Genomic DNA, 25,322 nt, shown 5'->3' with positions numbered 1-25,322 from the left:
CTAGCAAGCCCCTTGATTATCTATGTATAGGTAAATTTCGAGCCATCAAGAGATTCACCTCGCCGAAGCAATTTAGCCCCAACTTGCCTTGCGCAAGCATCGCCAGCGTTCGCGCAACTAAAACTCAATTCATTTTTCAGTCTTGCTTCATCAGCACGAGCGCAAGCATCGAGGACGGCCGAATTGTGGCGAATGCGCGACTCTTCGTTCCGGCATCAGACGGTTCATTCGAAGACGATGTGTACGACCTGTGCCTCGATGAGAACTTCGTCGACGAGAACGAGGCTTTGACGTTTGTGCGTGGACGCGCCATGGGGTGGGTAGCGGAGCACTGTGTTAGCTCAACGTAATCAGCGCGGGTCGTTGGCGATATCGGCATCACCGACCCAGGTGTACGCATGTTTATTGACCCGCGCGATTCTCCCTGAGTCGGCGTGTCCTGCGTGCCGGCGCTGAGGGCATCCGGCGCTACAGAGCGTCAAGGGCCGGGCCAATCGGAGCAGCCCTTCTTCTTGTCGCGCGAGAGCGACCTCCCGTTTGACCCTGGCGTTGCGAAAGCTGACAGCGTCCATCACGTCCGAACGAGCTCAAGCCCGTTTTCGGCACACCATTGCCTCAGCGCGCTTTCGACAGCATCGGCTTCAAACGCATACCAGCGCTCGAGAACGCCTTCACGCTCCAGCAAATCCTTGAAACGCGCGTAAGCCCCCTGTCGGTGAAAGAAGCCTTCGACCTGGTCGTAGTGCGCCGGCAACGCTTGAGCGACAAAGCGCAAGGCGAGACGTCTTCCGAGATCGAGCTCGTTTTTGTGCGGTATCGCAAGGTAGCGATCTGACGTTTCAAGGTCGTCAGGACGCTCCTCGTCGAACGCGTCGCTCGAATCAGAAGTCCAATAAACCTTGCCCGTATCGAGCGAGACATACGCGTTATGCTCCGTTGGTGCCGTGTAGCTGACGAAGTCGAAAGCCAAAGAAAGATCATCGTACCTGACTGCGACCATCGAGCTACTCCGATAGGGTTGTAACGTTTGTCCCAGGGTGGCGTCGTGTTGCTGCACTGTTCACATAGCTCATGTGCCATGTCGTGTGCCTGTTGTAACGGTTCTTCCTGCGATCGCCGGGAGGATAGATCCCGGTTGCCGTCTTCGGCAAAGTTCGCGCCGTTGGGGGGGACAGGCAGCCCGACGAACCCGCAGTGGTGTGCGTGGGAACCGGCGGACGGATGCCGATATTTTGACAGAGACCGTGAGCGCCTGCCGTATTTTGGGGACGAGCTGCGCCAAACGGGCGTCGAGCGTCTTGCGCCGCTGACGCTGGCACCGCGTGAACCTACTGCATCTGGCCAACATTCTCATTGATATTCGCGCCGGCTTAAATGCCGACAGACACACTGGAGGCCTCATATGTCCGGAGTTCTGGATCCGGTACTGCTCCTCAGTCAACGGCCACACGTACTGGCGTGCCTGAATCGTCCTGCCGACGCCGTCACAGCGCTCGGTTGCCAGCCGTCTCGTGGAAACAGCGGCGTCACCCTTTGCGACCGACTGTGAGCGCCTTGAGGCGGCGGTAAAGCGTGCGCTCGCTCATTCCAAGCCGTGCAGCGAGTTCGCTTCGCTTGCCGCCAGATTCCGACGCGGCACGTGCAAGTTCTGCGTCCGACACCTTGCGGGGCAACGCATGAGCCGTCGTGTATGGTTCCTCGAGTGGAGATTTGCCGTCTCTTCGGAGCGCAGCTGGCAGTTGGTCGGGACGAATCACGCCGTCGTCCGCCAGAAGGCTTGCGCGCTCGAGTACATTGCGCAGTTCGCGAATATTGCCCGGCCAGCGGTATGCGCGCAGCAGTGCAAGCGCGTCCGGAGAAATCCGGCACTTGCGCGATGAGCCGTATCTCGCCGAAGCGATGCGCTCCAGAATGGAGTCCGCCAGGAGCGGGATATCGTCCACACGCTCGCGCACGGCGGGCAGACGAACAGGAAACGCACTGATCCGGAAGTAGAGATCAGCGCGAAACTGGCCCGCCGCGATCATCTGCTCGAGCGGTTTATGGGTGGCGGCGACAAGCCTGAAATCGGCGCGCTGGGTCTCGGTGCTGCCGACACGCCGGAAGGTGCCGGTCTCGATGAGACGCAACAGCTTGACCTGAATCGACAGTGGGACATCGCCGATTTCGTCGAGAAAAAGTGTACCGCCCTGTGCCGTTTCGACCAGCCCCTGTTTTCGGCTGCTGGCGCCGGTAAACGATCCTTTTTCGAATCCGAACAGTTCGCTTTCGAAAAGTGTTTCCGTAATGCCGGAGCAGTCGACGACAACGAATGGCCGCTGGGCCCGGTCGCTCGCTTCGTGAAGTGCGTGGGCGAACAGTTCCTTGCCGGTGCCAGACTCGCCGAGCAGCAGGACGGGCAGCATCGACGGCGCCACGCGCTGCAAGGCGGAAATCGCTTCATTGAACGCCGGTGCGCGACCGACAAGCCCTTCGGCACTCGGCCTCGCCGAGGCGCTCCGGATTGTTGCCAGGCGTTCGACGTACGCGATGATCTCCAGGCGGGCGTCGAAGATCGGCCGCAACTCGACGTCCACGTGTTCCGGGCCGCGCGGCGTGTGATGAATGTGCAGCACGCGGTCAGCGCCGCGGCTCGCGGCCGCGCGCTTCATCGGACAGTGCTCTCCCGCCTGGTCGCAGGGCACGTCGTAGTGGTGGGACACCTGATAGCACCTGCGGCCAACGTGCGCCTGCCCCTTCACGCCAAATTGCCGCTGATACGCCTGGTTGGCGGCCAGGATCTGGTATTGCGGATCAAGCACGATGGCAGGCAGGGGATCGTACTCCAGGTACGACACCAGCGCAGCGATGTCCGGCGCGCCGTCTGGCAATGGCGTACCCGGTATTGGCAGCTCTGTCGAAACCATGCTCGTCGGTCCTCACTCTTACGGGCGTTGCGTTCAGACCGCCAATTCTGCCACGACTGCCACTTGGCAGTCGTCGTGTCATTCACATCGCCCGCATCCGCTGCCAATGCGACGACCGGTCCGATCACGATTAACAGAAATACCTTACAGATCAAATGCTTACCATCTGCATCGTTGTGTAGACACATGCTGGCACGATAGTTGATTGGGTATTCCCCATAAGGACCAACAGTCCGTCATTCGCGAGGAATAACCAGAATGCCTGCCTGCAGATTTGCCGTTGAAGGATTCTTTGATCCAGCCACGTGGACCGTGAGCTACCTGCTGCTGGATACCGGGACGCGCCACTGCGCACTGATCGACACCGTGCTCGATTACGACCCGAAGTCGGGGCGCACGCGCACTGCCACGGCAGACCGGCTTGCAGGGCGCGTCGAGTCACTGGGCGCCCGCGTGGACTGGCTGCTCGAAACCCATGTTCATGCCGATCACCTGTCTGCTGCGCCGTACCTCAAGGCAAGGCTCGGCGGCAAGGTCGCGATCGGCGATCAGGTCACGCGCGTCCAGGGCGTATTTGGCAAGCTGTTCAATATGGGCCCGGACTTTCGCACCGACGGCTCGCAGTTCGACCATCTGTTTGCTGACGGCGACACCTTCAGCGTGGGGACGTTACAGGTTCGCGTCATGCATACGCCCGGCCACACGCCCGCCTGCGTGACCTACGTGGTCGACGACGGCGCGCAGCAGGCCGCGTTTGTCGGCGACACGCTTTTCATGCCCGACTACGGCACCGCGCGCTGCGACTTCCCGGGCGGCGATGCCTCAACCCTCTACAGGTCGGTTCGGCGAGTTCTCGAACTGCCGCCGCAAACACGTCTGTACCTGTGCCACGACTACCAGCCTGGAGGCCGCCCGGTGAAATTCGAAACCACGGTGGCAGAGCAACGCGAGCTCAACATCCATGTGCATGACGGCATCGACGAGGCATCGTTTGTCACCATGCGAACGGCCCGCGACGCCACGCTCGAGATGCCGGTTCTCATCCTGCCCTCGGTCCAGGTGAACATGCGCGCCGGGCACCTGCCGGAGCCCGAAAGCAATGGCGTCTCATACATCAAGATCCCGGTCAATGTCCTCTAAGCACGCGTCAGTCACGTCAAAATCGAGAGGAGCAGGAATGGACATCAGGAAACTGACGGACGCGCTCAGCGTCTCCCCCCAAATTCGCAGCACGGATCTCCCCGCGCTGCGCGACATGGGATTTCGGGCGATCATCTGCAACCGTCCCGACGGCGAAGGCGCGGACCAGCCCACGTTTGCCGAAATTGCCAACGCAGCGCGACAACACGGCATCGAGTCACACTATCTTCCCGTGGAGTCTGGCAAGGTCAATGACCTCGACGCCGCCCAATTCGGTGCCTTCCTGAAGGCGCTGCCACGCCCCGTGCTGGCCTACTGCCGTAGCGGAATGCGCTCGGCGACGTTGTGGGCACGCTCCAGCGCATCGGGCATGTCGCTTGTCGAGATACTTGCCGCCGGCAAACATGCCGGCCTCGACCTGAGTGGACTGGCGCGCGACATCGTCGCACCGCGGGCTGGATCAGCCGAAGAGCAGCACGATGTCGTTATCGTCGGGGCTGGCGCGGCAGGTATAGCCACGGCGTCGAGCCTGCTCGCCCGGGCTCCCGATCTGGACATTGCCGTCATCGATCCGGCCGATGTCCATTACTACCAGCCCGGCTGGACCATGGTCGGAGCGGGCGTTTTCCGGCCCCAAGCCACGGCACGCCTCATGGCGGAAGCTCTGCCGCGCAAGGTCCACTGGCTCAAGGCCGCAGTGGCTGCCTTCGCACCTGCGGATAACGCCGTCATCCTCGAAGGGTGCCGGGTCGTGAAGTATCGTCAGCTCGTCGTGTGCCCCGGCCTGAAGCTCGACTGGAATGCCATTGAAGGACTGCCGGGGACACTCGGCCGTAACGGCGTCACATCCAACTACCGCTACGATCTCGCGCCCTATACCTGGCAACTGGTTCAGCAACTCAGGGGTGGCCGCGCGCTATTCACGCAACCGCCCATGCCCATCAAATGTGCGGGCGCGCCGCAGAAGGCAATGTACCTCTCTTCCAACCACTGGCAGCGCACCGGCCGGCTCGGGCATATCCATGTCGAATTCTTCAATGCCGGTGCGGCGCTGTTCGGCGTGGCCGATTATGTGCCCGCCCTCATGCGCTATGTCGAGAGATACGGGATCAACCTCAACTTCGGCTTCAACCTCACCGCCATCGATGGCGAAGCGAAGCGTGCAACCTTCACGCGCGCGCTTGCTGGCGGCGACAGCGAGACGTTCGAAACCGCGTTCGACATGATTCACGTCGTGCCCCCGCAGAAGTCCCCGGATTTCATCCGCGTCAGTCCGCTGGCCGATGCCGCCGGCTGGGTCGACGTCGACCAGAGCACCCTGCGGCACAAGGTCTACGAAAACATCTTCGGGCTCGGCGACGCGACCAATACGCCCAATGCGAAGACTGCGGCAGCGGCGCGCAAACAGGCTCCGGTTGTCGCCCACAATGTGCTTGCCGCCCTCGGCACAGCGATGGGGGCAGCCACCTATGACGGCTACGGCTCATGCCCGCTTACGGTCGAGCGCGGGAAGATCGTGCTCGCCGAGTTTCTCTACGGCGGCAAGGTGGCGCCGACTTTCCCTGCCTGGCTCATTAACGGAAAGAAGCCATCGCGGCTCGCATGGTTGCTCAAGGAGCGCATCCTTCCGCCGCTCTACTGGAGCGGCATGCTCAAGGGGCGAGAGTGGCTTGCACGCCCGCAGATGGCCGACTGATGCTCGCACAACTTGTTGTCTCTCGAGGTGATCAATGCTGATCTCGCTTCTTCTGGGTGCCATGGTCGGCGCCATTCTGGGGCTGACGGGAGCCGGTGGCGGCATCCTCGCCGTACCCGCACTCGTATTTGGAATGGGATGGCCCATGCAGCAGGCAACGCCCGTCGCACTGGTTGCCGTCGCGGGTAGCGCGGCGGTCGGTGCATTCGAAGCCCTCCGCAAACGCCTGGTCCGCTATCGCGCTGCCCTGTTCATGGCCGCACTCGGCGTCCCCGCTACGGCAGTGGGCGCACGCCTCGCACGCGCCCTGCCCCAGCGACTGCTGCTCAGCCTGTTCGCTTGTGTCATGCTCTTCGTCGCGTTGCGCATCCTTCGTCAGACGCTCAGGCGAAACGCCCCGGCGCAGTATGCCTCGCCGCTGTGTGTCGCTCACGTCAATCCGGCGACAGGCAGGTTCGACTGGTCCTGGCCCGCGGCATTGGCACTGGCGGCGACCGGATCCCTCACCGGCCTGATGACGGGCCTTCTCGGTGTCGGCGGTGGCTTCATCATCGTCCCGATGATGCGCAAATTGACCGATGTGTCGATGCACGGCATTGTGGCGACATCGCTGATGGTAATTGCGCTCGTTGGCAGTGGCGGAGTACTGGCGACAGCCATGCACGGCACGGCATTTTCGTTCGATGTTGCCTTGTGGTTCAGTATCGCTACCGCCGCCGGGATGCTGGGAGGACGCCTGATGTCGCATCGCATGGCCGCTCACCACGTGCAGTCCGGATTTGCCGCTATCCTTGTATGCGTTGCCCTCGGCATGCTCGCCAGGGCCGTCCTCGCGTAATCAGGTGATTGCAGCGTCACTGGCCTGAAACCCGGGCCGTGTTCTCTCCGGGACGAGAATCGCGCTGCGATGTCGAGGTATCACCCCTTGCCCGCATCGCGCTCGCGGAGTTCTTCTCTGGCGGCAAGGTCACGCCGACGCTCCCGAACTGGGTGATCGACGGTAGACGCCCCTCCCGGCACGCGTGGCTGCTGAACGAACGCGTGCTGCCCGCCAATGGCGCGATGCTCAGGGGCCGCGAGGCGCTCGCGAGGCGCTCGCGCGGCCCCGTATGGTTCGATGGCCGACGCGCCCCACCACCGCACGGCGGACCGCAGGCCGACTGCCCGCCGTGCACGATACCTTTCCCTCGCTTGACTCCCCCATGCTGATTTCGCTTCTGCCGGGTGCGCTCGTGGCCTGATACCGGCCCACTGAAGTCGGTGCTGGCTTCGGCATCGTACCGATGCTGCGCAAGCCCACGCAGGTTTCGATATACGGCATCGTCGCCTCGTCGCCGATGGCGAACGCACCCGTCGGTACAAGGTGGCATCGGATCGCGCTGCAACGCACGCCGCCGCCCATCGCAACCATCCAGCTCAGCTTCGCGACAGCGGCCGGGTTTCGGCGCGTGTCGCATCGCCTCGTCACTCGACACCTCAACTCGATTTCGCCGTCATGATCGCTATCGCGCCCGGCTGGATCGCGAAGAACGCGCGCCATGCGTTGCACACGGGCTCGCGACCGGCGTTGGAGCAACCGCGACGCACGCCGGTGCGACCGTGTCGGCCCCCGGTCGCGCCGATAGCAGGCCGGTTGCGCAACCTGACCCAAGACTAGAAAAATCTTCCAGGAAACGATCAATGTGCGCACGCTTTTGGAAACACTTTTCATTCTGACAGAACTAAGCTTGCCGTCAGTCGAGCCGCATTCGGAACCGTGAGCGGTGCGGCCTCGACCCACGCGCGAAACCTGCGCTTTTCAGCCAGCAATCGTCGCTCAAGCATGAAATCGCTACATCGATTCTTATTCTTACCAACGGAGACAAAGATGAAGTCGTTCAAACCGCTGTTCACGTCAGCACTGGTCGCCGCACTGCTCGGTATCACGACCGCATCCGCGCATGCGGCCGACCTGCTCGACACGGTGAAGCAGGCCGGTGTGCTGAAGGTCGCACTCGAAGGCACCTACCCTCCGTTCGACTACCGCAACAGCGACGGACAGCTTGAAGGCTTCGACGTCGACGTCGCAAAGGCCGTCGCGGCGCGCCTCGGCGTGAAACCGCAGTTCATCACGACCGAATGGAGCGGGATTCTCGCCGGCCTGCAGGCTGGCAAGTTCGATGTGATCGTCAACCAGGTTGCAATCACGCCGGCTCGCAAACAGGCGCTCGACTTCAGCCAGCCGTACGTCTACTCGGGTGCGCAGCTTCTGCAGCGCGAGAAGGATTCGCGCGCGTTCAAGTCGCTCGACGACCTGAAGGGCCACAAGGTGGGCGTCGTGCTCGGCAGCAACTATGCGGATCTCGTGAAGACCGTGCCCGCGGTTGGCGCGCAGACCTATCCCGGCGACGCGGAGATGCTGGGCGATCTCGCGACAGGCCGGATCGACGCCGTCGTGAACGACCACCTGATGCTTCCGTACCTGATCAAGAACTCGCACCTGCCACTGCGCACAGGCAGCATGATTGCGGGCGCCGACACGCAGATGGGCATTCCGTTCCGCAAGGGCAATCCCAAGTTTGAGAAGGCGATTGACGACGCGATCGCAGCGATGCGCGAGGACGGCACGTTGAAGAAAATCTCGATGCAGTGGTTCGGTACTGACACGACGACCCCCAACGTACATTGACCGCCATAGTCCGTGCCCGCGCTGGCGCGCCCGGACACAACCTGGAGACAAGTTCATGGAAGCGTTCGACCTGGTCGTTCAAAGCCTCCCCACTCTCGCAAAAGGGGCGGTACTCACGATCAAATTCGCCGTTGCGTCGATGGTGCTGGGATTGATCGTCGGCCTCCTGGTCGCGATCGTGCGCATTGGCAACAACCGGAGCCTCGCCGCAATCGCACAGGGTTACGTCAGCCTGACGCGCGGCACACCGCTCCTCGTGCAGATGTTCGTTGTCTACTACGGGCTGCCAGGCATCGGAATCTCGCTCGATCCAACTTCCGCCGGCATTCTCACGTTGACGCTCAACGCCGGCGCGTACCTGTCCGAAAGCATGCGCGGCGCGATTCTCGGCATCGGCCGTGGCCAGTGGGCCGCATCGCACAGTCTCGGCTTCACGCACGTGCAGACGCTGCGCTATGTGATCTGCCCCCAGGCGCTCCGTCTCGCGGTGCCAAGCCTCGGCAACACGCTGATCAGCCTGGTCAAGGATACGTCGCTCGTCTCTGTGATTACCGTGACCGAGCTGTTGCGCTCGACGCAGGAAGTGATCGCGTCCACGTTCCAGCCGCTTCCGCTGTACCTTGCGGCCGCGGCGATCTACTGGGTACTGAGCACCCTCCTCGCGCGGCTCCAGGTTCGCATCGAATCGCGCTGTGCGCTGCCGACGACGCACTGAATTTCCGCCGGCCGTCCGGATCATGCACGGCCGCACATCCCGCTACCAACGAAGAATCCGAACATGATTACTCTGGATAACGTATCGAAGTGGTATGGCAAGCATCAAGTCCTCAGCGACTGCAGCGCGGCGGTCACGAAGGGAGAAGTGGTCGTCGTTTGCGGTCCGTCCGGATCGGGCAAGTCGACACTGATCAAGACGATCAACGGCCTCGAGCCGTTCCAGAAAGGCTGCATCACGGTTGACGGCTCCCGGCTCGACGATCCATCGGTGAAGCTCGCGCAGTTGCGCGCGCGCGTCGGCATGGTGTTCCAGCATTTCGAGCTGTTCCCGCATCTTTCCGTGCTCGACAATCTCACGCTCGCGCAGACAAAGGTGCTCCGCCGAACGAAGGACGAAGCGCACGATATCGGGCTGCGGCTGCTCGACCGGGTCGGACTGAAAGCGCACGCGCAGAAGTTTCCCGGCCAGATGTCGGGCGGGCAGCAGCAGCGCGTCGCAATTGCGCGCGCGCTGTCGATGAATCCGGTTGCCATGCTGTTTGACGAACCGACGTCCGCGCTCGATCCCGAAATGATCAACGAGGTGCTCGACGTGATGGTGGAGCTCGCACGCGAGGGGATGACGATGGTCTGCGTCACGCACGAGATGGGCTTCGCACGCAAGGTCGCGCATCGTGTGCTATTCATGGATCAGGGCGTGATCGTCGAAGACGCCACGAGCGATGCGTTCTTTCACACGCCACGCGCCGAACGGGCGCGCGAGTTCCTCGACAAGATCCTGCACTGATCCCGCAAGTGGCACCGGCCGCCCTGCGGTGCGCCTTCAATCCAACACTTTTCCCGGCATGACGACGACACTCTCCACGGGACTCGACACTTTCGAGCGCCTGAACCTGATTGACACGCCGACCCCACTGCAGCGGCTGCCGCGACTGTCCGCGCATGTCGGCCGCGAGGTCTATGTCAAACGCGACGATTTCACGCCGCTCGCGATGGGCGGCAACAAGCTGCGCAAACTCGAATACCTCGGCGCGGACGCCATGCGCCGCAAGGCAGACGTACTCGTGACGGCGGGCGCCATACAGTCGAATCACGTCCGGCAAACCGCCGCGCTCGCAGCGCGGCTCGGCCTCGACTGCGTTGCGTTGCTCGAAAACCCGATCGCTACCGCATGCGACGACTATTTGCACAATGGCAACCGGTTGCTGCTCGATCTGTTGGGCGTGCGTGTGCACGACGTCGACAGCCTCGACGACGCCGATCTGCAGCTCGATGCCGCCGCGCAGCGGCTGCGAGCCGAAGGCCGTCATCCCTACGTGATTCCGGTCGGCGGGTCGAATGCGCTCGGTGCGCTTGGCTACGTGCGCGCAGGCATCGAGCTTGCCCAGCAGGCTCGTGCGGCGGGACTGGACTTTTCGGCCATCCTGCTTGCGTCCGGCAGCGCAGGGACGCATGCCGGCCTGGCGGTCGCGCTCTCGCATGCGCTGCCATCGACGCCCGTGATCGGCGTGACTGTCTCGCGTACGGTGGCGGCACAGCAACCGAAGGTCCAGGATCTCGTCGAGCGCACGAGCGAACTGCTCGACATCCCGGCGCCGGCCGGGTTGCGCATCGACCTGTGGGATGACTATTTTGCGCCGCGCTATGGCGAACCCAATCGCGCCGGCATGGACGCGGTGCGCCTGCTCGCACAGACCGAGGGGCTTCTGCTCGATCCCGTCTATACGGGCAAGGCGATGGCCGGCCTGATCGACGGCATCGCGCGCGGCCGTATCGAAGGGGACGGACCGGTGTTGTTTCTGCACACGGGTGGCGCCCCGGCGCTATTCGCGTACCGCGATGCATGCATGAGCAATTGACACGCAACGGCATGCCGTTGTGTAGGCAACAAATCGCGTGCCAGGAGCCGACACTTGTCGGCACCTCGCACGTTTGCCTTATTCCTTCACGACATAGTCAAGCGGCAGTGCGGTTGTCCGCTTGATCACCTCCATCGAAAACGACGAGCTCACGTCCATCAATTCGACGCTTTTGATAAGCCGCCTGTAGACACTGTCATAACCGGCGATATCCGGCACGACGACCTTCAGCAGGTAATCGATCTCGCCGCTCATCCGGTAAATCTCGATGATTTCCGGAATCGCGCGTACCGTTTCGATGAAACGGGTCGTCCACGCATCGCCGTGCTGGTTCGAACGCACCATCACGAACGCCGTGAGTCCCAGTTTCAGCTTGGTCGGATCGCACAGCACGACCTGCCGGCAAATCACGCCATCGTCCCGCAGCTTCTGCAGTCTTCGCCAGCATGGCGTGGGCGACAGATTCACCGCCTTGGCCAGATCGTTGAGCCCAATCGTTGCATCAGCCTGAAGCAGTGCGAGCATCTGCGCATCGCGTTTATCCATATCGTCTCCAAATTAGGAATTTTTTCCAATCCTATCGTAATTGGCGACATTCTTTAAAAACAATTTTCGTCGCTGCGCAATTAACATGTCTTCACACAAGGCGATTGCCGCCACCATGCGGCGACGCTCAATTCGCCCCGATTGAACCGACGACAAAGGGACCCGCATCTTGAACGCCACGTATTCGACCGAAACCGTCCTGGCCCATGAAGGCCGCACGCACAATCAGCTCGGCGCGCCGGTCAATCCGCCGGTCTACCGGCAGTCAACGCTGCTGTTTCATAGCCTCGAAGCGCTGAAGACAGCGAGCGGCACGCCCAACGCGTATGGGCGAGGCGGCAGCCCCACTACGCGCGCACTCGAGAGCGCGCTGGCCCGCCTCGAAGGCGCGTATCGCGCGATGCTTACGCCCAGCGGGCTCAGCGCGATCACGACGTCGCTACTTGCGGTTCTCGGGCCCGGCGATCATCTGCTGATGACGGACTCCGTCTACGATCCGACCCGCTCGTTCTGCGCGGAGACGCTCGCGCGTCTCGGTATCGAAACAACGTATTACGATCCGTCGATCGGCGCGGACATCGAAACGTTGATGCAGCCCAACACGCGCGCGGTGTTCGTCGAGTCACCCGGCTCATTGACGTTCGAGGTGCAGGACATTCCGGCGATCAGCAGTGTCGCGCATCGAAACGGTGCCATCGTCCTGATGGACAACACCTGGGCGACACCGCTGCATTTCCGTTCGTTCGAGCACGGTGTCGACGTGTCGATTCACGCGGCGACGAAGTACATCTCGGGACACTCCGATGTGATGATGGGCGTGATCCTCACGACCGAGACGTTGTTTCCGAAGATCAACCGCTTCTACCGGCAGCTCGGGATGACCGTAAGTGGCGACGACGCGTATCTCGCGCTGCGCGGCCTGCGCACGCTGTCGGTCCGGCTCGAGCGGCATCAGCGCAATGCCCATGAGCTGACGCAATGGCTCGCACAGCAGCCAGAAGTCGCGCAGATTCTCTATCCCGCGCGGCCGGGGTCGCCCGGACACGCGTTGTGGCGCCGCGATTTCAGCGGCGCAAGCGGCCTGTTCGGCGTCGTGCTGCACCCGCAATCCGACGACGCGATGCGCGCGATGCTCGACGGCATGACCTGCTTCGGCATGGGCTATAGCTGGGGAGGATTCGAGAGTCTCATCCTTCGATCCAGCGCGGCACGCTATCGCACGGCGACACAATGGCCATGGGAAGGTCCGCTGCTGCGCATCCACGCGGGCCTTGAACATCCCGAAGACATGATCGCCGACCTCGAAGCCGGATTCGCGCGGCTGCGCGCCTTCGCGCCGGTGCAGGCGCAAGTCTGACCCACCTTAAGTACACCTTCAACTTTCGATCATCCACCCAGTGAGGCAACCATGAAAGACAAGCTGTTCATTCTCCGTCCAGGCTTCTTCAGCGGTTCAGAGGGACCGTTCTACTGCGGCGACGCGGTTTCCGTCGAAGGCTTGCTGAGTTTTTTCCCCCAGCTTCGAGAAGCTGTCGACGTCGAGTACATCGACGCGCCACGCCCTCGCGGCGCTATTGTCGATTTGATCGGCGAAGGCAACCAGTCCGCACCGGTGATCGTGCTCGGTGGCGGTCAGACCCTGAAGGACACCTCCGTGAATGTACAGGAGTCCAATGGAATGTGCTTCATTAACGAGCCCGGCGACATCCGGCGATATCTGTCTTCCCAGTATGGCGTCGCGCACGCGTCGTGAACAACAGCGCATGTGCACGCATTCGTTGAGTGAGGCCAGTTGCGCCCGGAAACGAAGGGATTTCTGGCGACGAAGCCGGTTGGCCGCACTCAACTGAGACCGCTACCCGCCGCGCGCTCCTGTACAGGAGCGCGCATTGCCATCGCCGGAAATCCGTAAGGTGTCACATCCCGCGCCACATGAAAGCGTCAACTTTCAAAACATGCGGTACTTGAGTGGGGCGTCGCCGTAACGTACGAGCCGAGCCGATATATGCGCTGCGCGGTGTAGCCAAACTAATTGGCCTGGCCGTGTAACAGTAGATGCGCGAAGCGCCACCGTCGCTGGAGATCGACCTGCCAACCATCGATCAGATCTAGCTGAACTCGCCGCTTTCGTCGATATCCCAACGTGGACGCCGGGTTTTTCACTGCTCGCGGCGACGCCGGTGGAAGGCCTTTGGTGCAAATAGGAAAATCGGTTGGGAGGTTTGATATAGGCAGGATACGTTATCGATCAGACAGGCAGCATTCCAACGGCAGGCGCAGCGGCACCCTTGAGGCCGAGCCTCGAGAGATCGAACTGCCCCTTGCGAACGCGATGCGCCAACTCGATGCCTGAAATCGTGGCCGCGGCGCTCCTGAACCGTTTGAAGGCGAGCATCACGTTCGTTCTGGATTTGATGTGGCGATGGGCGGTGAGAGAGTCGCGACGAGACAGTCTATTCTGTCCCGGGCCAAAAAACAGCTTTCGCGGCACCTTGGCAGGGGGGCAGCATAGCTACCAAAGTCTGCAACCATTTATGTCACCTTCGGTGGCGCATGGCAATGCCTTCGTTACGTCAGTTCTTCGATGGCAATCCGAGCTTGTATGTAAAATTGGATAACTAATCAAATTGGGCGAGGCCACGAGCTGAAAATGATCGAGTTCGCGGAAACTGGGTCTCCACAAAACAGCAAAACCGCCACGGCCCGGAGGCATTCGCCATCCTGGCTTGACCTTGTCCTGACGCCGTGATTTGTGGGCAATCTTGTGCAGTTCGACGCATGCCTGGATTTCTCGAATCAACACTGGAAACCGGGACCTGTGCGGATGGGACGCAATCAAACGCGCGTTCGCAATTGGGTATCGGGTATCGAGCGTTGCCGTCCTCATACGTGAGATGCAGGCGATCATGCTCTCCATCATGTTTCGGGAGGACATCCAGCGCGTAGAAGAATCGGTCCCGGTCGATATCGACACGATATTCGCGACCCATCAAACGCTCCCGCCGCTGATTGCCTGTCGGACGTTTGCGATGCGAACCTTTACACCGAGCCGGGGGAATTGCACGCTGCGCCCCTTGGGCGACACTTTGACCGCTTTCAGGTCACGCGCGGTCGGCTCGCGATCAAGCGCGGCGAATTGTGGAAACCTGGTGATCGGGATGTGATACCGTACTCCGAGCGCGAATTCGACGCGCAGCTTCCCCGCTTTCCTGATGTAGCGTGCGCCTGAAATCTGCCAGATGTCTGGCGCCTTCGGCTGCATGGTTCGCTGGACGGTCAACTTGTAGCCCATCGCGCCGACTATGCGTGCGATGGTACCGAACCCGACATGCTTGTCGGTCAAAGTCCGCTCGAAGGCCTTGCGCGTCATCCCTGCGCTGTGCGCGATGTCCCTCCCCCCCAATGCCCGCGCAACATTGCCGAGCGCTTGCAGGCACAACGCTGGGTCGCCCGCTTCGAACGACTGTGCGAGGTAGCGCCGGATGGCTTCTTCGTCGGTCAGGGAGCGTCCTGCGTCAAACGCTTTTGCTTTCGTCATGGTCTGAAAATGAAGAAGCCCGCAAATGCCAGATGGCTCGCGGGCTTTGTGCCGTGCAGATGGTGTCAATGGAACTCGCTGTCATCGCTCAACAGCCACGCCGGGATGTCACGCTTGCCGTTGAGCACGCGCCAGACCTCGACGTGATCCTTGCGCTCAATGTAGAAGATCAGATGCGGGTAGCGATGGAGAGACCATGAGCGCAGGCCTGGTATGTCCAGCTCATACGCGTAACGGGGAGAGCCGATGTTGGGGTGTTTTGCGAGATGCGCGTACGCCTGCTCGAGCTCCGCAATGAACCCGAACGCTGCTTTTTCCGAGCCTTCGTCCACGAGGTAGTGGGTCAGCTCGTCTTCTACATCCTGCCTGGCCAGCCGGGTCGGGATGACGGGCTTGGCCGTCATTTGCGCGAAATACGCACACGGGCGCGCAGCGATTCGAAGTAGTCGGAATCAGCCGGATCCGCGAGACCCGAAGTCGCTCCCTGCAGGATCATCGTGCGCAGGCGCTTGCGATCCTGATCCTTACGGATAAGTTCGCGGACGTATTCGCTGCTCGTGCCATAGCCGCACTCGCCGACCTGCTCGTCGACGTATTCCTTCAGCGAATCGGGGAGGGAAATGTTCATCGTGCCCATGCGAACGAGTCTATCAGATTTTGGCAAAATTTGCCAAAATCGTCTTTCCGGAGATGATCAGTTATGGCTGAGAAGGAGACGTTACGCCGCGAATGGGTCAATGCCGATGTGGACCTGAGTTTCGCAGCGGCGCGCTGGCGCAAGCTTGTGCGGCGCTCCCACGGTGAAGGGGCGCCGACCAACCGGCGCTATCTTGAGCTGTGCGTGTTCTCGTACATGGCGGAGGAACTGCGCGTCGGCGATCTGTGCGTGTCCGGGTCCTATGCCTACGCCGACTATCGCGACCACCTGATCCCATGGCGACAGTGTGAGCAGCAGTTGCCCGAATACTGCGCGATAGTCGGCCTGCCGGAAACGGGCAGCAACAACCCGGAACGTGTCGATTGTCGAACAGATCGAGGGCGTGCTTGACCAGATCGATCACTATGTCACCGGACTTTTATCGATCCATGATGTGCTGCGGCCGCTCGAAGCGCTCCGCCATGAAGATCTGGCTGGTCCGGATCGCGATTGAGCTTGCAGCGGATCTTCGCCGACACGTATCCGTCACGGGATGTGGAGTGATGCCTCGATTAGCGGTTATGGCGCACGCAATGCGATGACTGGTCGTTCCTGCATGGCCGTGCCTGGTGTAGCGAGTGCCGATTCGATGCGGTGTTGCGCGAACGGATCGGCCGCATCGATGTAGCGCATCGCGGAACGCACGTCTTTCCAGCCAACGTACTGCATCAGCATCTTCAGATCCCAACCGTTCGAGTTGGCCCACGTTGCAAAGCCCCGCCGTAGCGAATGGCTGCTGTAGCTGTCCGGCGCGGCCAGGCCTGCTGCATGGAAAAGCGCACGCAACAGCGGCACGAAGCTGCCCGCATTCAGTCCCTCGTCGCTGATGTTTCCCCAGCGGTCTATGCTACGGAACACGGGCCCGTCCGTCAGGTCAGACGCCGCAATCCACGCCTCGTAAGCCGCCACCGGACACAGGCGTGAAAGTACCGGGGCCTTGAAGGTCGTGCCCAGCTGCGCGCGGTCGCCTTTCGTGCGCGGCAGGTACAACGTCATGCCGCGGCCCGCCTCAACGGCTACGTGCTCGATTCGCAGCCGACTGAGTTCGTCCGAGCGAAAGCCGCGCCAGAAACCCAGCAGCACCAGCGCCCGGTTGCGAACGCACGCGAGGCGCTCGCGCCCGTCGGCTTCCCTGGCGATCTGCTGATCGAGCCAGGCCGTGAGCTTTTCGAGCTGCGCGAGCTGGATGGGCTTCGCCCGCTTCTCGCTTGCGGGATGCAGCGTGACGATACCTTTGAGGACCTTGCGCACATGCGGGGCCTTCGTCGGATCCGGAAAACCCTGCGTCTGATGCCATTGCGCGAGCGCTGCAAGCCGCGAGCGCAGGGTATTGACCGACAGGGTTTCTGCGTGATCGGCAAGGTACCGCGCAATCATGTCAGCGCTCGCGGGCAGAAAGCCGCCCCATTCAACCTCGAAATGCCGAAGCGCCGACTGGTAACTGCGCCGGGTGTTTTCGCGCGTCGCGGCTTCGACGTAGCGATCGATGGCAGACATGGCTCGTGGGTAAAATCAGGTGATCTGTATCGGAGACGATGATATGCAACAACGAACGTGTGCGCCAGCCGGCGTGCCCGATGGGAGCCAGGGTTTCGGCCGGTGAAGCGATGAACGAAGGCAAGCTGCTACAGGCAGACTGGGAAAATTTCACACGCGAGGAGCTGCTCGCGGAGCTCACCCGCCTGCAGGCTGAAATCGCGCGGCTCACCGCCTTGCTGCCGGCAACGCTGCAGGCGCAGGCAAAGCCCGGGCGGGTGACCCGGAACGAACCATCGCCAGCAGTGCGAAACACGGGCGCCCCCGTACTTTCGCCCGAGCAGAAGGTAAAGCTCTTCCGGCGGCTGTTTCGCGGCCGCACCGATGTCTATCCGCTACGCTGGGAAAGCCGCAATTCCGGAAAATCCGGCTACGCGCCGGCGTGCGCCAACGAATGGCGCGCCGGGATCTGCGAAAAGCCCCGCATCCGGTGCGCCGACTGCGGGCATCGTGTACTGCTGACGCTGGACGACCAGGTCGTCTATACGCACCTGGCCGGCGATCGCACGGTGGGCCTCTATCCACTGATGCCGGACGGCACCTGCTACCTGCTCGCTGTCGATTTCGACGACGAAGGCTGGCGTGAGGATGCGCAGGCGTTCCGGCAATCCTGCCTCGAGATGAGCGTGCCCGTATCGCTCGAAATCTCGCGTTCAGGCAATGGCGCGCACGCGTGGATCTTCTTCTCGTCGGCCGTTGCTGCACGTGACGCGCGACGGATGGGCTCAGCCATCATCAGCCACACCTGTGCCCGGACCCGTCAGCTCGAACTGACGTCCTACGACCGGCTCTTCCCGAACCAGGATGTGCTGCCCAAAGGCGGCTTCGGTAACCTCATTGCCCTGCCGCTGCAGAAGCAGCCGCGCGAGCATGGCTGGAGCGTGTTTGTCGATGACGGCTTTCAGCCGTACGCTGACCAGTGGTCGTATCTCGCGTCCGTGCAAACCATGGACAGCCGCGACATCGAGGGGGTGATCTTTCGCGCCACGGGCGGTGCGCACCCGCTCGACGTTGCGTTCATCGCCGAAGAGGACCAGGCCGAACCGTGGAAGCCGCCACCCGCGCAGCCGAAGCGGCTGGCCGGAACGATGCCGGCGTCGCTCACACTGACGCTGGCGAACCAGCTCTATCTTGAAAAGGCGCAGCTTCCACAGGCGCTGCTCAACCGGCTCATCCGGCTGGCCGCCTTCCAGAATCCGGAGTTCTACCGGGCCCAGGCGCGCGGCTTCAGCGTATGGGACAAGCCACGCATCATTGGGCGCGCCGAGAACTGCCCGCGCCACATTGCATTGCCGCGTGGATGCCTTGACGAGGTCATGACGCTACTGCGCGATAACGACATCGCCTGCGACATCCGCGACGAGCGCTGCACCGGCGAGCCGCTTGCAGTTCCGTTTGCCGGCGCGTTGCGCGATGACCAGCAGGTGGCCGTTACCGATCTGCTGCGACACGACACCGGCATCCTGCATGCGCCGACGGCGTTCGGCAAGACCGTGACGGCGGCCGCGATGATCGCGCAGCGTGGCGTCAACACGCTCGTGCTCGTGCACCGCCGGGAACTGCTTGACCAGTGGCGCGAGCGCCTGCAGTCGTTTCTCGCACTCGACGCGCGCGAGATCGGCACGATCGGCGGCGGCAAGTCGAAGGCGACGGGCCGGATCGATGTCGCGATGCTTCAATCCGTGGCACCCGATGGTGCCCGCGGCGAGCTGTTGCGGCGTTACGGCCATGTCATCGTCGATGAATGTCATCACGTTTCCGCGGATTCCTTCGAGGCCGTGCTCAAGGGCGTCAATGCACGCTACGTGCTCGGCCTGACGGCGACGCCGGTGCGGCGCGACAGCCAGCAACCGGTGATGTTCATGCTGTGCGGGCCAATCCGGCATGCGGCGAAATCCCCGGCCAGCGCGCCCCAGATGCTCGAGGTGTTCCCGCAAAGGCTCACCTCTGCGGTAGACGTTACGGCCGACGCGCCGATCCAGGAAGTGTTCGCGCGTCTCGCCCAGGATGCATCGCGCACGCACATGATCGCGACGGCCGTCCGTGAGCAATACGCGCAGGGACGCAACGTGCTGGTGCTCACCGAGCGCACAGACCATCTCGAAAGCCTGCAGCAAGCCCTGGAAGACGCGGTACAACCGCTGTTCGTGCTGCACGGTCGCCTCGGCAGGAAAGCGCGGGTAGCGCAGCTGGCTGCCCTTGACGCGCTGGCCGGTGACACGCCCCGCGTGGTGCTGGCGACTGGCAGGCTCGTAGGCGAAGGCTTCGACCATCCGGCGCTGGACACCCTGGTGCTGGCCATGCCGGTTGCGTGGAGGGGCACGCTGCAGCAGTACGCCGGCCGGCTGCATCGCGAGCATGCGGGCAAGACCGGCGTACGGGTGATCGATTATGTGGATGGCGGCCACCCGGTGCTGCAGCGCATGTGGGAGAAACGCCAGCGCGGCTACCGGGCGATGGGCTATCAGGTCCGCACGCCCGGAGAAGATCTCCAGCTGGCGCTCGCCTGAAATCGGGCAGCGAATCCGTATTCCGTACCATTCCCGGCTGCCGGAGGTCACTCTTCGGCTCTCACATTTGATAATCCTCCTTTATCGCAGGCCAGTAATGCCAACAGCATGCCGCTCTTGACCGCGTGCTGTGATACGTATATACATGGTACGTAATACAGTACGATATTCGAGCGAGGAAACAGATGGCCCGCACCGGTCTTACGCGCATGGACGTAAAGCGCGCCCGCGAGGCGTTGCTCGCGCAGGGGCAGCACGCGTCGATCGACGCGATACGTATCGCGCTCGGCAACACGGGCTCGAAAACCACGATCCACCGGTACCTGAAGGAACTGGAGGAAGATGAGGGCGCGTCACTCACACGCGCCGGGTCGCTCTCGGACGCGATCCAGGATCTGGTGGCCCGGCTCGCGGCCCGCCTGCATGAAGAAGCACAAGCCCTCGTCGACCAGCAGGCCGCCGCTGCGGCCGCGCAGCGCCAGCAGGCGCAGTCCGAAATCGCAAGGCTCGGCGCTGAGCTGGCCACGGTGCGGGAGCAGCTCTCTGGCGCGACCGCCGCCCTTTCCGCGGAGCAGGAGGCGCACGCCGGGACTCGCGTGGCGCTGCATCAGCGCGACCTGGACGTCGAGCGGCTCACGCAGCAGGTAGGCGATCAGACCGAGCGCCTTGCCGAGCAGGAAGGCTTCCGCCTGTCGCTTGAGGCAAAGCTCGTGCATGCGCGCGATTCCCTTGAGCACTTCCGTACGGCCGCGCGCGAGCAGCGCGAACAGGAAGCGCACCGACATGAGCAGCAGGTCCAGCAGGTGCAGGCTGAGCTACGACAGGCGAACCAGACGGCCATCGTCCGGCAGAACGAGATCACACAGCTGAACCGGGACAACGCGCGGCTCGTCGCAGAAGCGACGGCCACGACCAGGCTCGCACGCGATCAGCAGGCACATGGCGAGGCGCTGCAGTCCGCCCTCAATCGAGCGCTCACCGATCGGGCGCGCGCCGAGGCCGAGCGCGACGCAGCGCAGTCGGCAGCCGATGCGCGGGCAGCTGAGCTTTTCCAGTTACGCGAGGCTCGCGACTCGCTCCGCGCGGACCTCACGAAGCTGGCCGCGCAGCTCGAAGCACAGCAGCAGCTCCTGGTGGACTACCGGATGCGGCTGGGCGGCGCGGACGCGGCTGGCTGAAAGCATCGCATCGCGTGCCGAAAGGACGTCACAATGGCAACGCGCACGCCTTCCGGCGCTGGCCATGAAGCATTCCGGCTTTCGCGTCGGCCCGGAGTCTCATGGCTCTGCCGGGTTGTGCGCCAGCACATTCTCCTTCTTCTCTTCCATGCGCTTCGCTACGGGAATCTGGCATGAGCGAATACCAATACTACGAGTTTGCCTGCGTCGACCAGCTGCTTACGGCGACCCAGCAGGCAGAGTTGCGCAGTTTCTCCACGCGGGCCACGATTACCGCCTCGAGCTTCGTCAACGAATATCACTGGGGAAACCTCAAGGGCGACCCGCTCGAGTGGGTACAGCAATATTTCGATGCCCACGTCTACTCCTCCAACTGGGGGAGCTGCCGCCTGCTGCTTCGCCTGCCGCGCGGGGCCTTTGACGCGGCGACCATCCGCGATTACGTCAAGACCGAACGAAAAAGGCGCTCCCGTTTCGAGAAAGCGTTCGAGGCCATGGACGTCGATGACTGGTGCCTCCTCGATTGGTCGTTCAACGATGACTCGGGCGAACACGTCCGCTTCTCGGAGGAGATGGATGGTGCGGGGTGGATGACGCGTCTGCTACCAGTACGCGACGAGCTGCTCGGCGGCGACGCTCGCCCGCTTTATCTTGGGTGGCTTGCCCGCCTCGCGAATGATGAGTTACACGATAACGAAATCGAACCACCGGTGCCTGCGGGATTACAGGCGTTGACACCCGCACAGGTAGCACTGGCTGAGTTTCTGATGCTGGATGCGGATTGGCTCGCCGCCGCCGCCGAGGCCAGCCCGTCATTATTGGCCCCAGAATCGAGCGGGAGCGAAGACAGTCGCTTTGATCCATGGTTACGTGAGTTGCCGGCTGAGGAAATGCGGGCGAAACTGCGCATGCTGCTACAGGGACGCAGCCGTGAAGCGGAGCGAACGCTTCGAAATGCTTTTCTCAGATGGGAGAATGGTAGGAATGCCAAGCAATTGAATTTGCCCAGGCGCCGTCGAATATCCGAAATCGAATCAAGGGTCGCCTCTCATCGTGCCATCCGTGAAAAAAGGGAGCAGCAAGCACGCCAGGCGGCCGAGGCCCGTCGTCGTGAGGAACGCACACGGTACCTCACATCACTTCTCGAGCAGGAAGACACGGCGTGGTCAGGCATCGATGCACAACTGCGACGCACAACGGGCAGCGCCTACGATCAGGCATTCCAGAAGTTGCAGGATCTCGCCGAAGCATATACACACGCCAGGCGGGATGCCGTATTCCGGCGTCGTCTGGCGGAATTGATGTCGAGTCACGGCAAGCGGGGAGCCTGGCTTACCAGGCTGCAAAAAGCGGGGTATTTGTGGCAACCCAAGTCTTAGCCTCCCTGGCCGGGCCTGCTGCACTATTTCCGCAAATCTGGGATGAACTCTGAGCCCACATGGCACGCCCGGCATATATGCCAATTTTCGGCGATTTGACCAGGTCATAATAACTTGGACGCCTATGATAGGAAATTGTGCTTACCTTGTTCGCCCCCCTCAAAATGTCGGCAGCTGCTGCGAGCTGTACAACTTGTCAGGTTCTTCGTCCGGTCGCTGTGCCGTTGGACCATCAAACTTCCAGCAGTCGCAAAACCTTGTTGGGTGAAACGGTGAATCAGTTCGCGAGCTTCAGGTGCGCAGCGTCGTATGCCGTATGTTTGGTGAGCACCGCCCAGGCGATCCGCGCGAGCTTGTTGGCAACAGCACAGGCCACCACATTCGCGTGCCGTCGCGTCAGCATGGACCGGATCCAGGCGCCGAGCTTGTCGGTACGCTGCTCTGCACGCTGGATGACCGCGCGGGCGCCTTGGACGAGCAAGTGGCGTAAATGCTTGTCACCCCGCTTGCTGATTCCGCACAGGACACTACGTCCGCCCGTACTGTGTTGCCGGGGCACCAGTCCGATCGACGCCGCGAAGTTGCGGCCGCCCTCAAACTGTGCAACATTTCCGACCTCGGATGCCAACAGGCTTGCCGTAATGGGGCCGATGCCGGGAATCGACAGCAGTCGCGCTGCGTTCTCGTCTTCCCGAAGCTGTAACGTCAGATCCCGCTCGATATCGTCAACCTGCTGGTCGAGGTAACGATAGTGAGCGTGGAGCCGGTGGATAAGCTGAACCAGCCTTGGTGGCAGATCGTGCACCGCAAGCACATCGGGCAGTCGGCGTAGCGTGGCTCTCGACAGAGGAACGACGATGCCGAACTCGAGTAGGATGCCGTGGATCCGGTTGATGGTGGCCGTGCGTTCGGTGACCAGTCCTTCGCGTGCACGGTGCAGTGCGGCCAGAAGCTGTTGCGCTTCCGTGCGCGGTTCAACGAAACGCATCGCCGGTCGCGATGCCGCCTCGCAGATCGCTTCGGCGTCGATGTAGTCGTTCTTGTTGCTCTTCACGAAAGGCCGTACGTATTGAGGCGAAACCAGCCGGGCAACGTGCCCCAGTTCGTTGAGCTTGCGCGCCAGCCAGTGCGAGCCCGCACATGCTTCCATGACCACGGTCACCGCCTTGAGATTGCTGAAGAACGGAAGCAGTTGCGCGCGAGAAAGCTTCTTGCGGAACACCTCATGTCCCTTTGCATCCTGTGCGTGCAGATGAAAGACATGCTTGCCCAGATCGATGCCGATCAGCGTGACTTCGTTCATGGCGCTCTCCTCTACCGTGGACCGAACTACCTATCGTAGAACGGTCGCTGGGATCGGGCTGGCCATTTCATTATGTGATGATCATGTAGCCGGCCTCCTCGCCGCGGCGAAGCGGCGGGGTTAAAGTCAGTTTGCGAAACGCACTTTGACCCTGCGGAGGCCGACATGAACCATTGTGGCATAGACCTGCACTCGAACAACTGCGTTGTGGTCGTCAGCGATGAGAACGATCGGATCCTGCACCAGAAGCGCTTGCCGAACGATCTGGCGCAGATACAGGCCGTGCTCGGACCCTACCGCGAGGAATTGTCCGGGGTGGTCGTCGAGAGCACGTACAACTGGTACTGGCTGGTGGATGGACTTACTGATGCAGGCTATCACGTGCATCTGGCCCATCCCGCTGCCATCAGGAAATACGATGGACTCAAGCACAGCGGGGATTTCGCCGATGCTGCCTATCTGGCGCAGTTGCTGCGGCTGGGCTTGCTGCCAGAGGGCTATGTCTGCCCGCGCGAGGAACGCGGGGCACGAGACTTGGCGCGCAAGCGCATGCAACTGGTGCGCTATCGTACCGCGCAAATTCTGTCGATCGAGGGCATCATGGTGCGACAGACCGGAAGCCGAATGAAGGGCGAGGCAGTCAAACAGCTGACCGCCGAGCAGGTCAACGCGTTGGCGTTTGTGCCCGATGTGGCGCTGGCCATGGAAGCCAACCGCGTGGTCAGCGAGACGCTGGGGCAGCAGATTGAAGTACTGGAGAAGCGACTTCATAAACGGGTCAGCTTGCGCCCCGAGTACCATCTGCTCAAGACGGTACCAGGCATTGGCGAGACGCTGGCGACCACGATCATGCTCGAGACCGGATCAATCAGCCGCTTTGCCCAAGTCGGCAATTTCAGTTCCTACTGCCGGTGCGTAGATAGCCGAAGGGAAAGTAACGGCAAGAAAAAAGGTGAAGGCAACACCAGAAACGGCAACAAATATCTCGCATGGGCGTTTGTGGAAGCGGCCAACTTCGCCATCCGTTACTCCCCGCAGGCCAGAAGCTTTTACGATCGCAAAAAGAGCAAGACGAACCGCGCACTGGCAACCAAGGCCCTCGCGCACAAGCTGGCGCGCGCGTGCTACTACATGTTGCGCGACCAGAAGCCTTTCGATGCGAAGCTATGTTTCGGATAACGGTTTGGCCAGGGGCGGTGAGCCAGGGAAGCGGACTGGTGTGAAGCCAATGTAATGATTTGGACACCACCCTTGTGCCATCTAAAGGACTGCGAAATGCTGAATCGCCCGGACCGTGAGCCACTAGAGAACTGGCGTCGTCATCACGACGACAGCCACAGGCAATGCAAACACCTCCTGGACACGGCCCGGCACCAAAGTTTCTCTGGGGCGGCAACTGGCCGCCAGGGCTGTCGCAGAACATCGCGACAAGCTTGATCCCGACGGGTGTCTGGTGCGATTCAGTTCGCAACCAAGCAATGAGAAAACGGGCGCGATAAGTATGAGCAGGACTGAAGCTGGCCCGGCGTTGTTTCTTTAACGCAAATGGTTTGCGAGGTTATGATTTTGTCCTTGACTCAGGCCGGCTAATGGGTGTCCGCTTTTAGCCAAGTTCAAATGTCCGCTTCGAGTTCATCGTAAGCTTGCCG

Annotated in this window: 22 protein-coding genes and 3 pseudogenes; 16 read left to right on the top strand and 9 right to left on the bottom strand. The window is 61.9% G+C overall.

Translation table 11 applies throughout. The features are described 5' to 3' along the window. Positions 1 to 350, top strand: a 350-nt coding sequence (locus tag BO1_RS60825; protein ID WP_218002861.1) for a hypothetical protein, incomplete at its 5' end; no start/stop codon positions are given. A gap of 221 nt (positions 351 to 571) precedes the next feature. On the opposite strand, the gene BO1_RS43070 is transcribed toward BO1_RS60825, so the two are convergent. After that, positions 572 to 1,000, bottom strand: coding sequence for a hypothetical protein (locus BO1_RS43070; RefSeq protein ID WP_028222867.1), 429 nt, complete (start codon positions 998 to 1,000; stop codon positions 572 to 574). A gap of 526 nt (positions 1,001 to 1,526) precedes the next feature. Beyond that, positions 1,527 to 2,906, bottom strand: a complete 1,380-nt coding sequence (locus BO1_RS43065) for a sigma-54 interaction domain-containing protein (protein ID WP_043288824.1) — start codon at positions 2,904 to 2,906, stop codon at positions 1,527 to 1,529. A 258-nt stretch (positions 2,907 to 3,164) separates the two neighbouring features. Between BO1_RS43065 and BO1_RS43060 the strand changes: the two genes are divergently transcribed. The 8 genes and pseudogenes from BO1_RS43060 to BO1_RS43025 all read left to right on the top strand — a co-directional run bounded on the left by BO1_RS43060 (position 3,165) and on the right by BO1_RS43025 (position 10,986). Then, positions 3,165 to 4,046, top strand: coding sequence for an MBL fold metallo-hydrolase (locus BO1_RS43060; RefSeq protein ID WP_028222865.1), 882 nt, complete (start codon positions 3,165 to 3,167; stop codon positions 4,044 to 4,046). Positions 4,047 to 4,083: 37 nt separating this feature from the next. After that, on the top strand, positions 4,084 to 5,742 hold the full coding sequence (locus tag BO1_RS43055; protein ID WP_028222864.1) for a bifunctional protein tyrosine phosphatase family protein/NAD(P)/FAD-dependent oxidoreductase: 1,659 nt from the start codon (positions 4,084 to 4,086) through the stop codon (positions 5,740 to 5,742). Between the two features lie 34 nt (positions 5,743 to 5,776). Continuing rightward, positions 5,777 to 6,580, top strand: a complete 804-nt coding sequence (locus BO1_RS43050; protein ID WP_028222863.1) for a sulfite exporter TauE/SafE family protein — start codon at positions 5,777 to 5,779, stop codon at positions 6,578 to 6,580. A 92-nt stretch (positions 6,581 to 6,672) separates the two neighbouring features. Next, positions 6,673 to 6,834 (top strand): annotated as a pseudogene (locus BO1_RS62205) (pyridine nucleotide-disulfide oxidoreductase); the annotation flags it as partial. Between the two features lie 775 nt (positions 6,835 to 7,609). After that, on the top strand, positions 7,610 to 8,410 hold the full coding sequence (locus BO1_RS43040) for a transporter substrate-binding domain-containing protein (protein WP_028222861.1): 801 nt from the start codon (positions 7,610 to 7,612) through the stop codon (positions 8,408 to 8,410). Between the two features lie 55 nt (positions 8,411 to 8,465). Then, a complete protein-coding gene (locus BO1_RS43035; protein ID WP_028222860.1) occupies positions 8,466 to 9,125 on the top strand; it encodes an amino acid ABC transporter permease in 660 nt (219 codons plus the stop codon). Positions 9,126 to 9,188: 63 nt separating this feature from the next. Continuing rightward, positions 9,189 to 9,914 (top strand): amino acid ABC transporter ATP-binding protein, encoded by a 726-nt coding sequence (locus BO1_RS43030; protein WP_028222859.1) that lies wholly within the window; start codon positions 9,189 to 9,191, stop codon positions 9,912 to 9,914. Positions 9,915 to 9,972: 58 nt separating this feature from the next. Further along, positions 9,973 to 10,986, top strand: coding sequence for a D-cysteine desulfhydrase (locus BO1_RS43025; RefSeq protein ID WP_028222858.1), 1,014 nt, complete (start codon positions 9,973 to 9,975; stop codon positions 10,984 to 10,986). 78 nt (positions 10,987 to 11,064) lie between these two features. On the opposite strand, the gene BO1_RS43020 is transcribed toward BO1_RS43025, so the two are convergent. Next, positions 11,065 to 11,532: an Lrp/AsnC family transcriptional regulator gene (locus BO1_RS43020; RefSeq protein WP_028222857.1), complete on the bottom strand. Its 468-nt coding sequence runs from the start codon at positions 11,530 to 11,532 to the stop codon at positions 11,065 to 11,067. A gap of 169 nt (positions 11,533 to 11,701) precedes the next feature. Between BO1_RS43020 and metC the strand changes: the two genes are divergently transcribed. Together metC and BO1_RS43010 are read left to right on the top strand one after the other, a co-directional pair. Continuing rightward, a complete protein-coding gene (metC, locus tag BO1_RS43015; RefSeq protein ID WP_028222856.1) occupies positions 11,702 to 12,889 on the top strand; it encodes a cystathionine beta-lyase in 1,188 nt (395 codons plus the stop codon). 51 nt (positions 12,890 to 12,940) lie between these two features. Beyond that, complete coding sequence (locus tag BO1_RS43010; RefSeq protein WP_028222855.1) at positions 12,941 to 13,285, top strand: DUF3088 domain-containing protein; 345 nt, start codon at positions 12,941 to 12,943, stop codon at positions 13,283 to 13,285. 495 nt (positions 13,286 to 13,780) lie between these two features. On the opposite strand, the pseudogene BO1_RS62330 reads toward BO1_RS43010, so the two are convergent. From BO1_RS62330 to BO1_RS42990, 4 genes and pseudogenes are all read right to left on the bottom strand, one after another. Then, positions 13,781 to 13,957: pseudogene (locus tag BO1_RS62330) on the bottom strand (IS6 family transposase); the annotation flags it as partial. Between the two features lie 564 nt (positions 13,958 to 14,521). Further along, on the bottom strand, positions 14,522 to 15,070 hold the full coding sequence (locus BO1_RS56720) for an addiction module antidote protein (protein ID WP_052409819.1): 549 nt from the start codon (positions 15,068 to 15,070) through the stop codon (positions 14,522 to 14,524). A 65-nt stretch (positions 15,071 to 15,135) separates the two neighbouring features. After that, the gene (locus tag BO1_RS42995) at positions 15,136 to 15,474 is read right to left on the bottom strand and encodes a type II toxin-antitoxin system RelE/ParE family toxin (RefSeq protein WP_028222853.1); all 339 of its coding nucleotides are present in this window, start codon (positions 15,472 to 15,474) and stop codon (positions 15,136 to 15,138) included. Further along, positions 15,471 to 15,707: a type II toxin-antitoxin system ParD family antitoxin gene (locus BO1_RS42990; RefSeq protein ID WP_028222852.1), complete on the bottom strand. Its 237-nt coding sequence runs from the start codon at positions 15,705 to 15,707 to the stop codon at positions 15,471 to 15,473. The genes BO1_RS42995 and BO1_RS42990 overlap by 4 nt, the downstream gene beginning before the upstream one ends. Positions 15,708 to 15,782: 75 nt before the next feature. Between BO1_RS42990 and BO1_RS58515 the strand changes: the two are divergent. Then, positions 15,783 to 16,073 (top strand): annotated as a pseudogene (locus BO1_RS58515) (hypothetical protein); the annotation flags it as partial. Between the two features lie 213 nt (positions 16,074 to 16,286). On the opposite strand, the gene BO1_RS42980 reads toward BO1_RS58515, so the two are convergent. Then, positions 16,287 to 17,264 carry a site-specific integrase gene (locus tag BO1_RS42980; protein WP_028222851.1) on the bottom strand — a complete coding sequence of 326 codons (978 nt, stop codon included), beginning with the start codon at positions 17,262 to 17,264 and terminating at the stop codon, positions 16,287 to 16,289. A gap of 110 nt (positions 17,265 to 17,374) precedes the next feature. Here BO1_RS42980 and BO1_RS42975 point away from each other — a divergent pair, with 110 nt between their 5' ends. The 3 genes from BO1_RS42975 to BO1_RS42965 all read left to right on the top strand — a co-directional run bounded on the left by BO1_RS42975 (position 17,375) and on the right by BO1_RS42965 (position 22,370). Further along, positions 17,375 to 19,813 carry a TOTE conflict system archaeo-eukaryotic primase domain-containing protein gene (locus BO1_RS42975; protein ID WP_052409820.1) on the top strand — a complete coding sequence of 813 codons (2,439 nt, stop codon included), beginning with the start codon at positions 17,375 to 17,377 and terminating at the stop codon, positions 19,811 to 19,813. Between the two features lie 185 nt (positions 19,814 to 19,998). Further along, positions 19,999 to 20,991: a DNA-binding protein gene (locus BO1_RS42970; RefSeq protein ID WP_028222849.1), complete on the top strand. Its 993-nt coding sequence runs from the start codon at positions 19,999 to 20,001 to the stop codon at positions 20,989 to 20,991. A gap of 173 nt (positions 20,992 to 21,164) precedes the next feature. After that, positions 21,165 to 22,370 carry a hypothetical protein gene (locus BO1_RS42965; RefSeq protein WP_028222848.1) on the top strand — a complete coding sequence of 402 codons (1,206 nt, stop codon included), beginning with the start codon at positions 21,165 to 21,167 and terminating at the stop codon, positions 22,368 to 22,370. A gap of 277 nt (positions 22,371 to 22,647) precedes the next feature. On the opposite strand, the gene BO1_RS42960 is transcribed toward BO1_RS42965, so the two are convergent. Next, on the bottom strand, positions 22,648 to 23,673 hold the full coding sequence (locus BO1_RS42960) for an IS110 family RNA-guided transposase (RefSeq protein WP_028222847.1): 1,026 nt from the start codon (positions 23,671 to 23,673) through the stop codon (positions 22,648 to 22,650). A gap of 165 nt (positions 23,674 to 23,838) precedes the next feature. On the opposite strand from BO1_RS42960, the gene BO1_RS42955 reads away from it, so the two are divergent. Then, positions 23,839 to 24,852: an IS110 family RNA-guided transposase gene (locus tag BO1_RS42955; RefSeq protein ID WP_028222846.1), complete on the top strand. Its 1,014-nt coding sequence runs from the start codon at positions 23,839 to 23,841 to the stop codon at positions 24,850 to 24,852. Positions 24,853 to 25,322 lie beyond the last annotated feature (470 nt).

This window comes from Paraburkholderia oxyphila NBRC 105797 (assembly GCF_000685075.1).
GTDB lineage: Bacteria > Pseudomonadota > Gammaproteobacteria > Burkholderiales > Burkholderiaceae > Paraburkholderia > Paraburkholderia oxyphila.
Note: the sequence above shows the minus strand (reverse complement) of the source record. Positions and strands in the feature narration are given on the sequence as shown.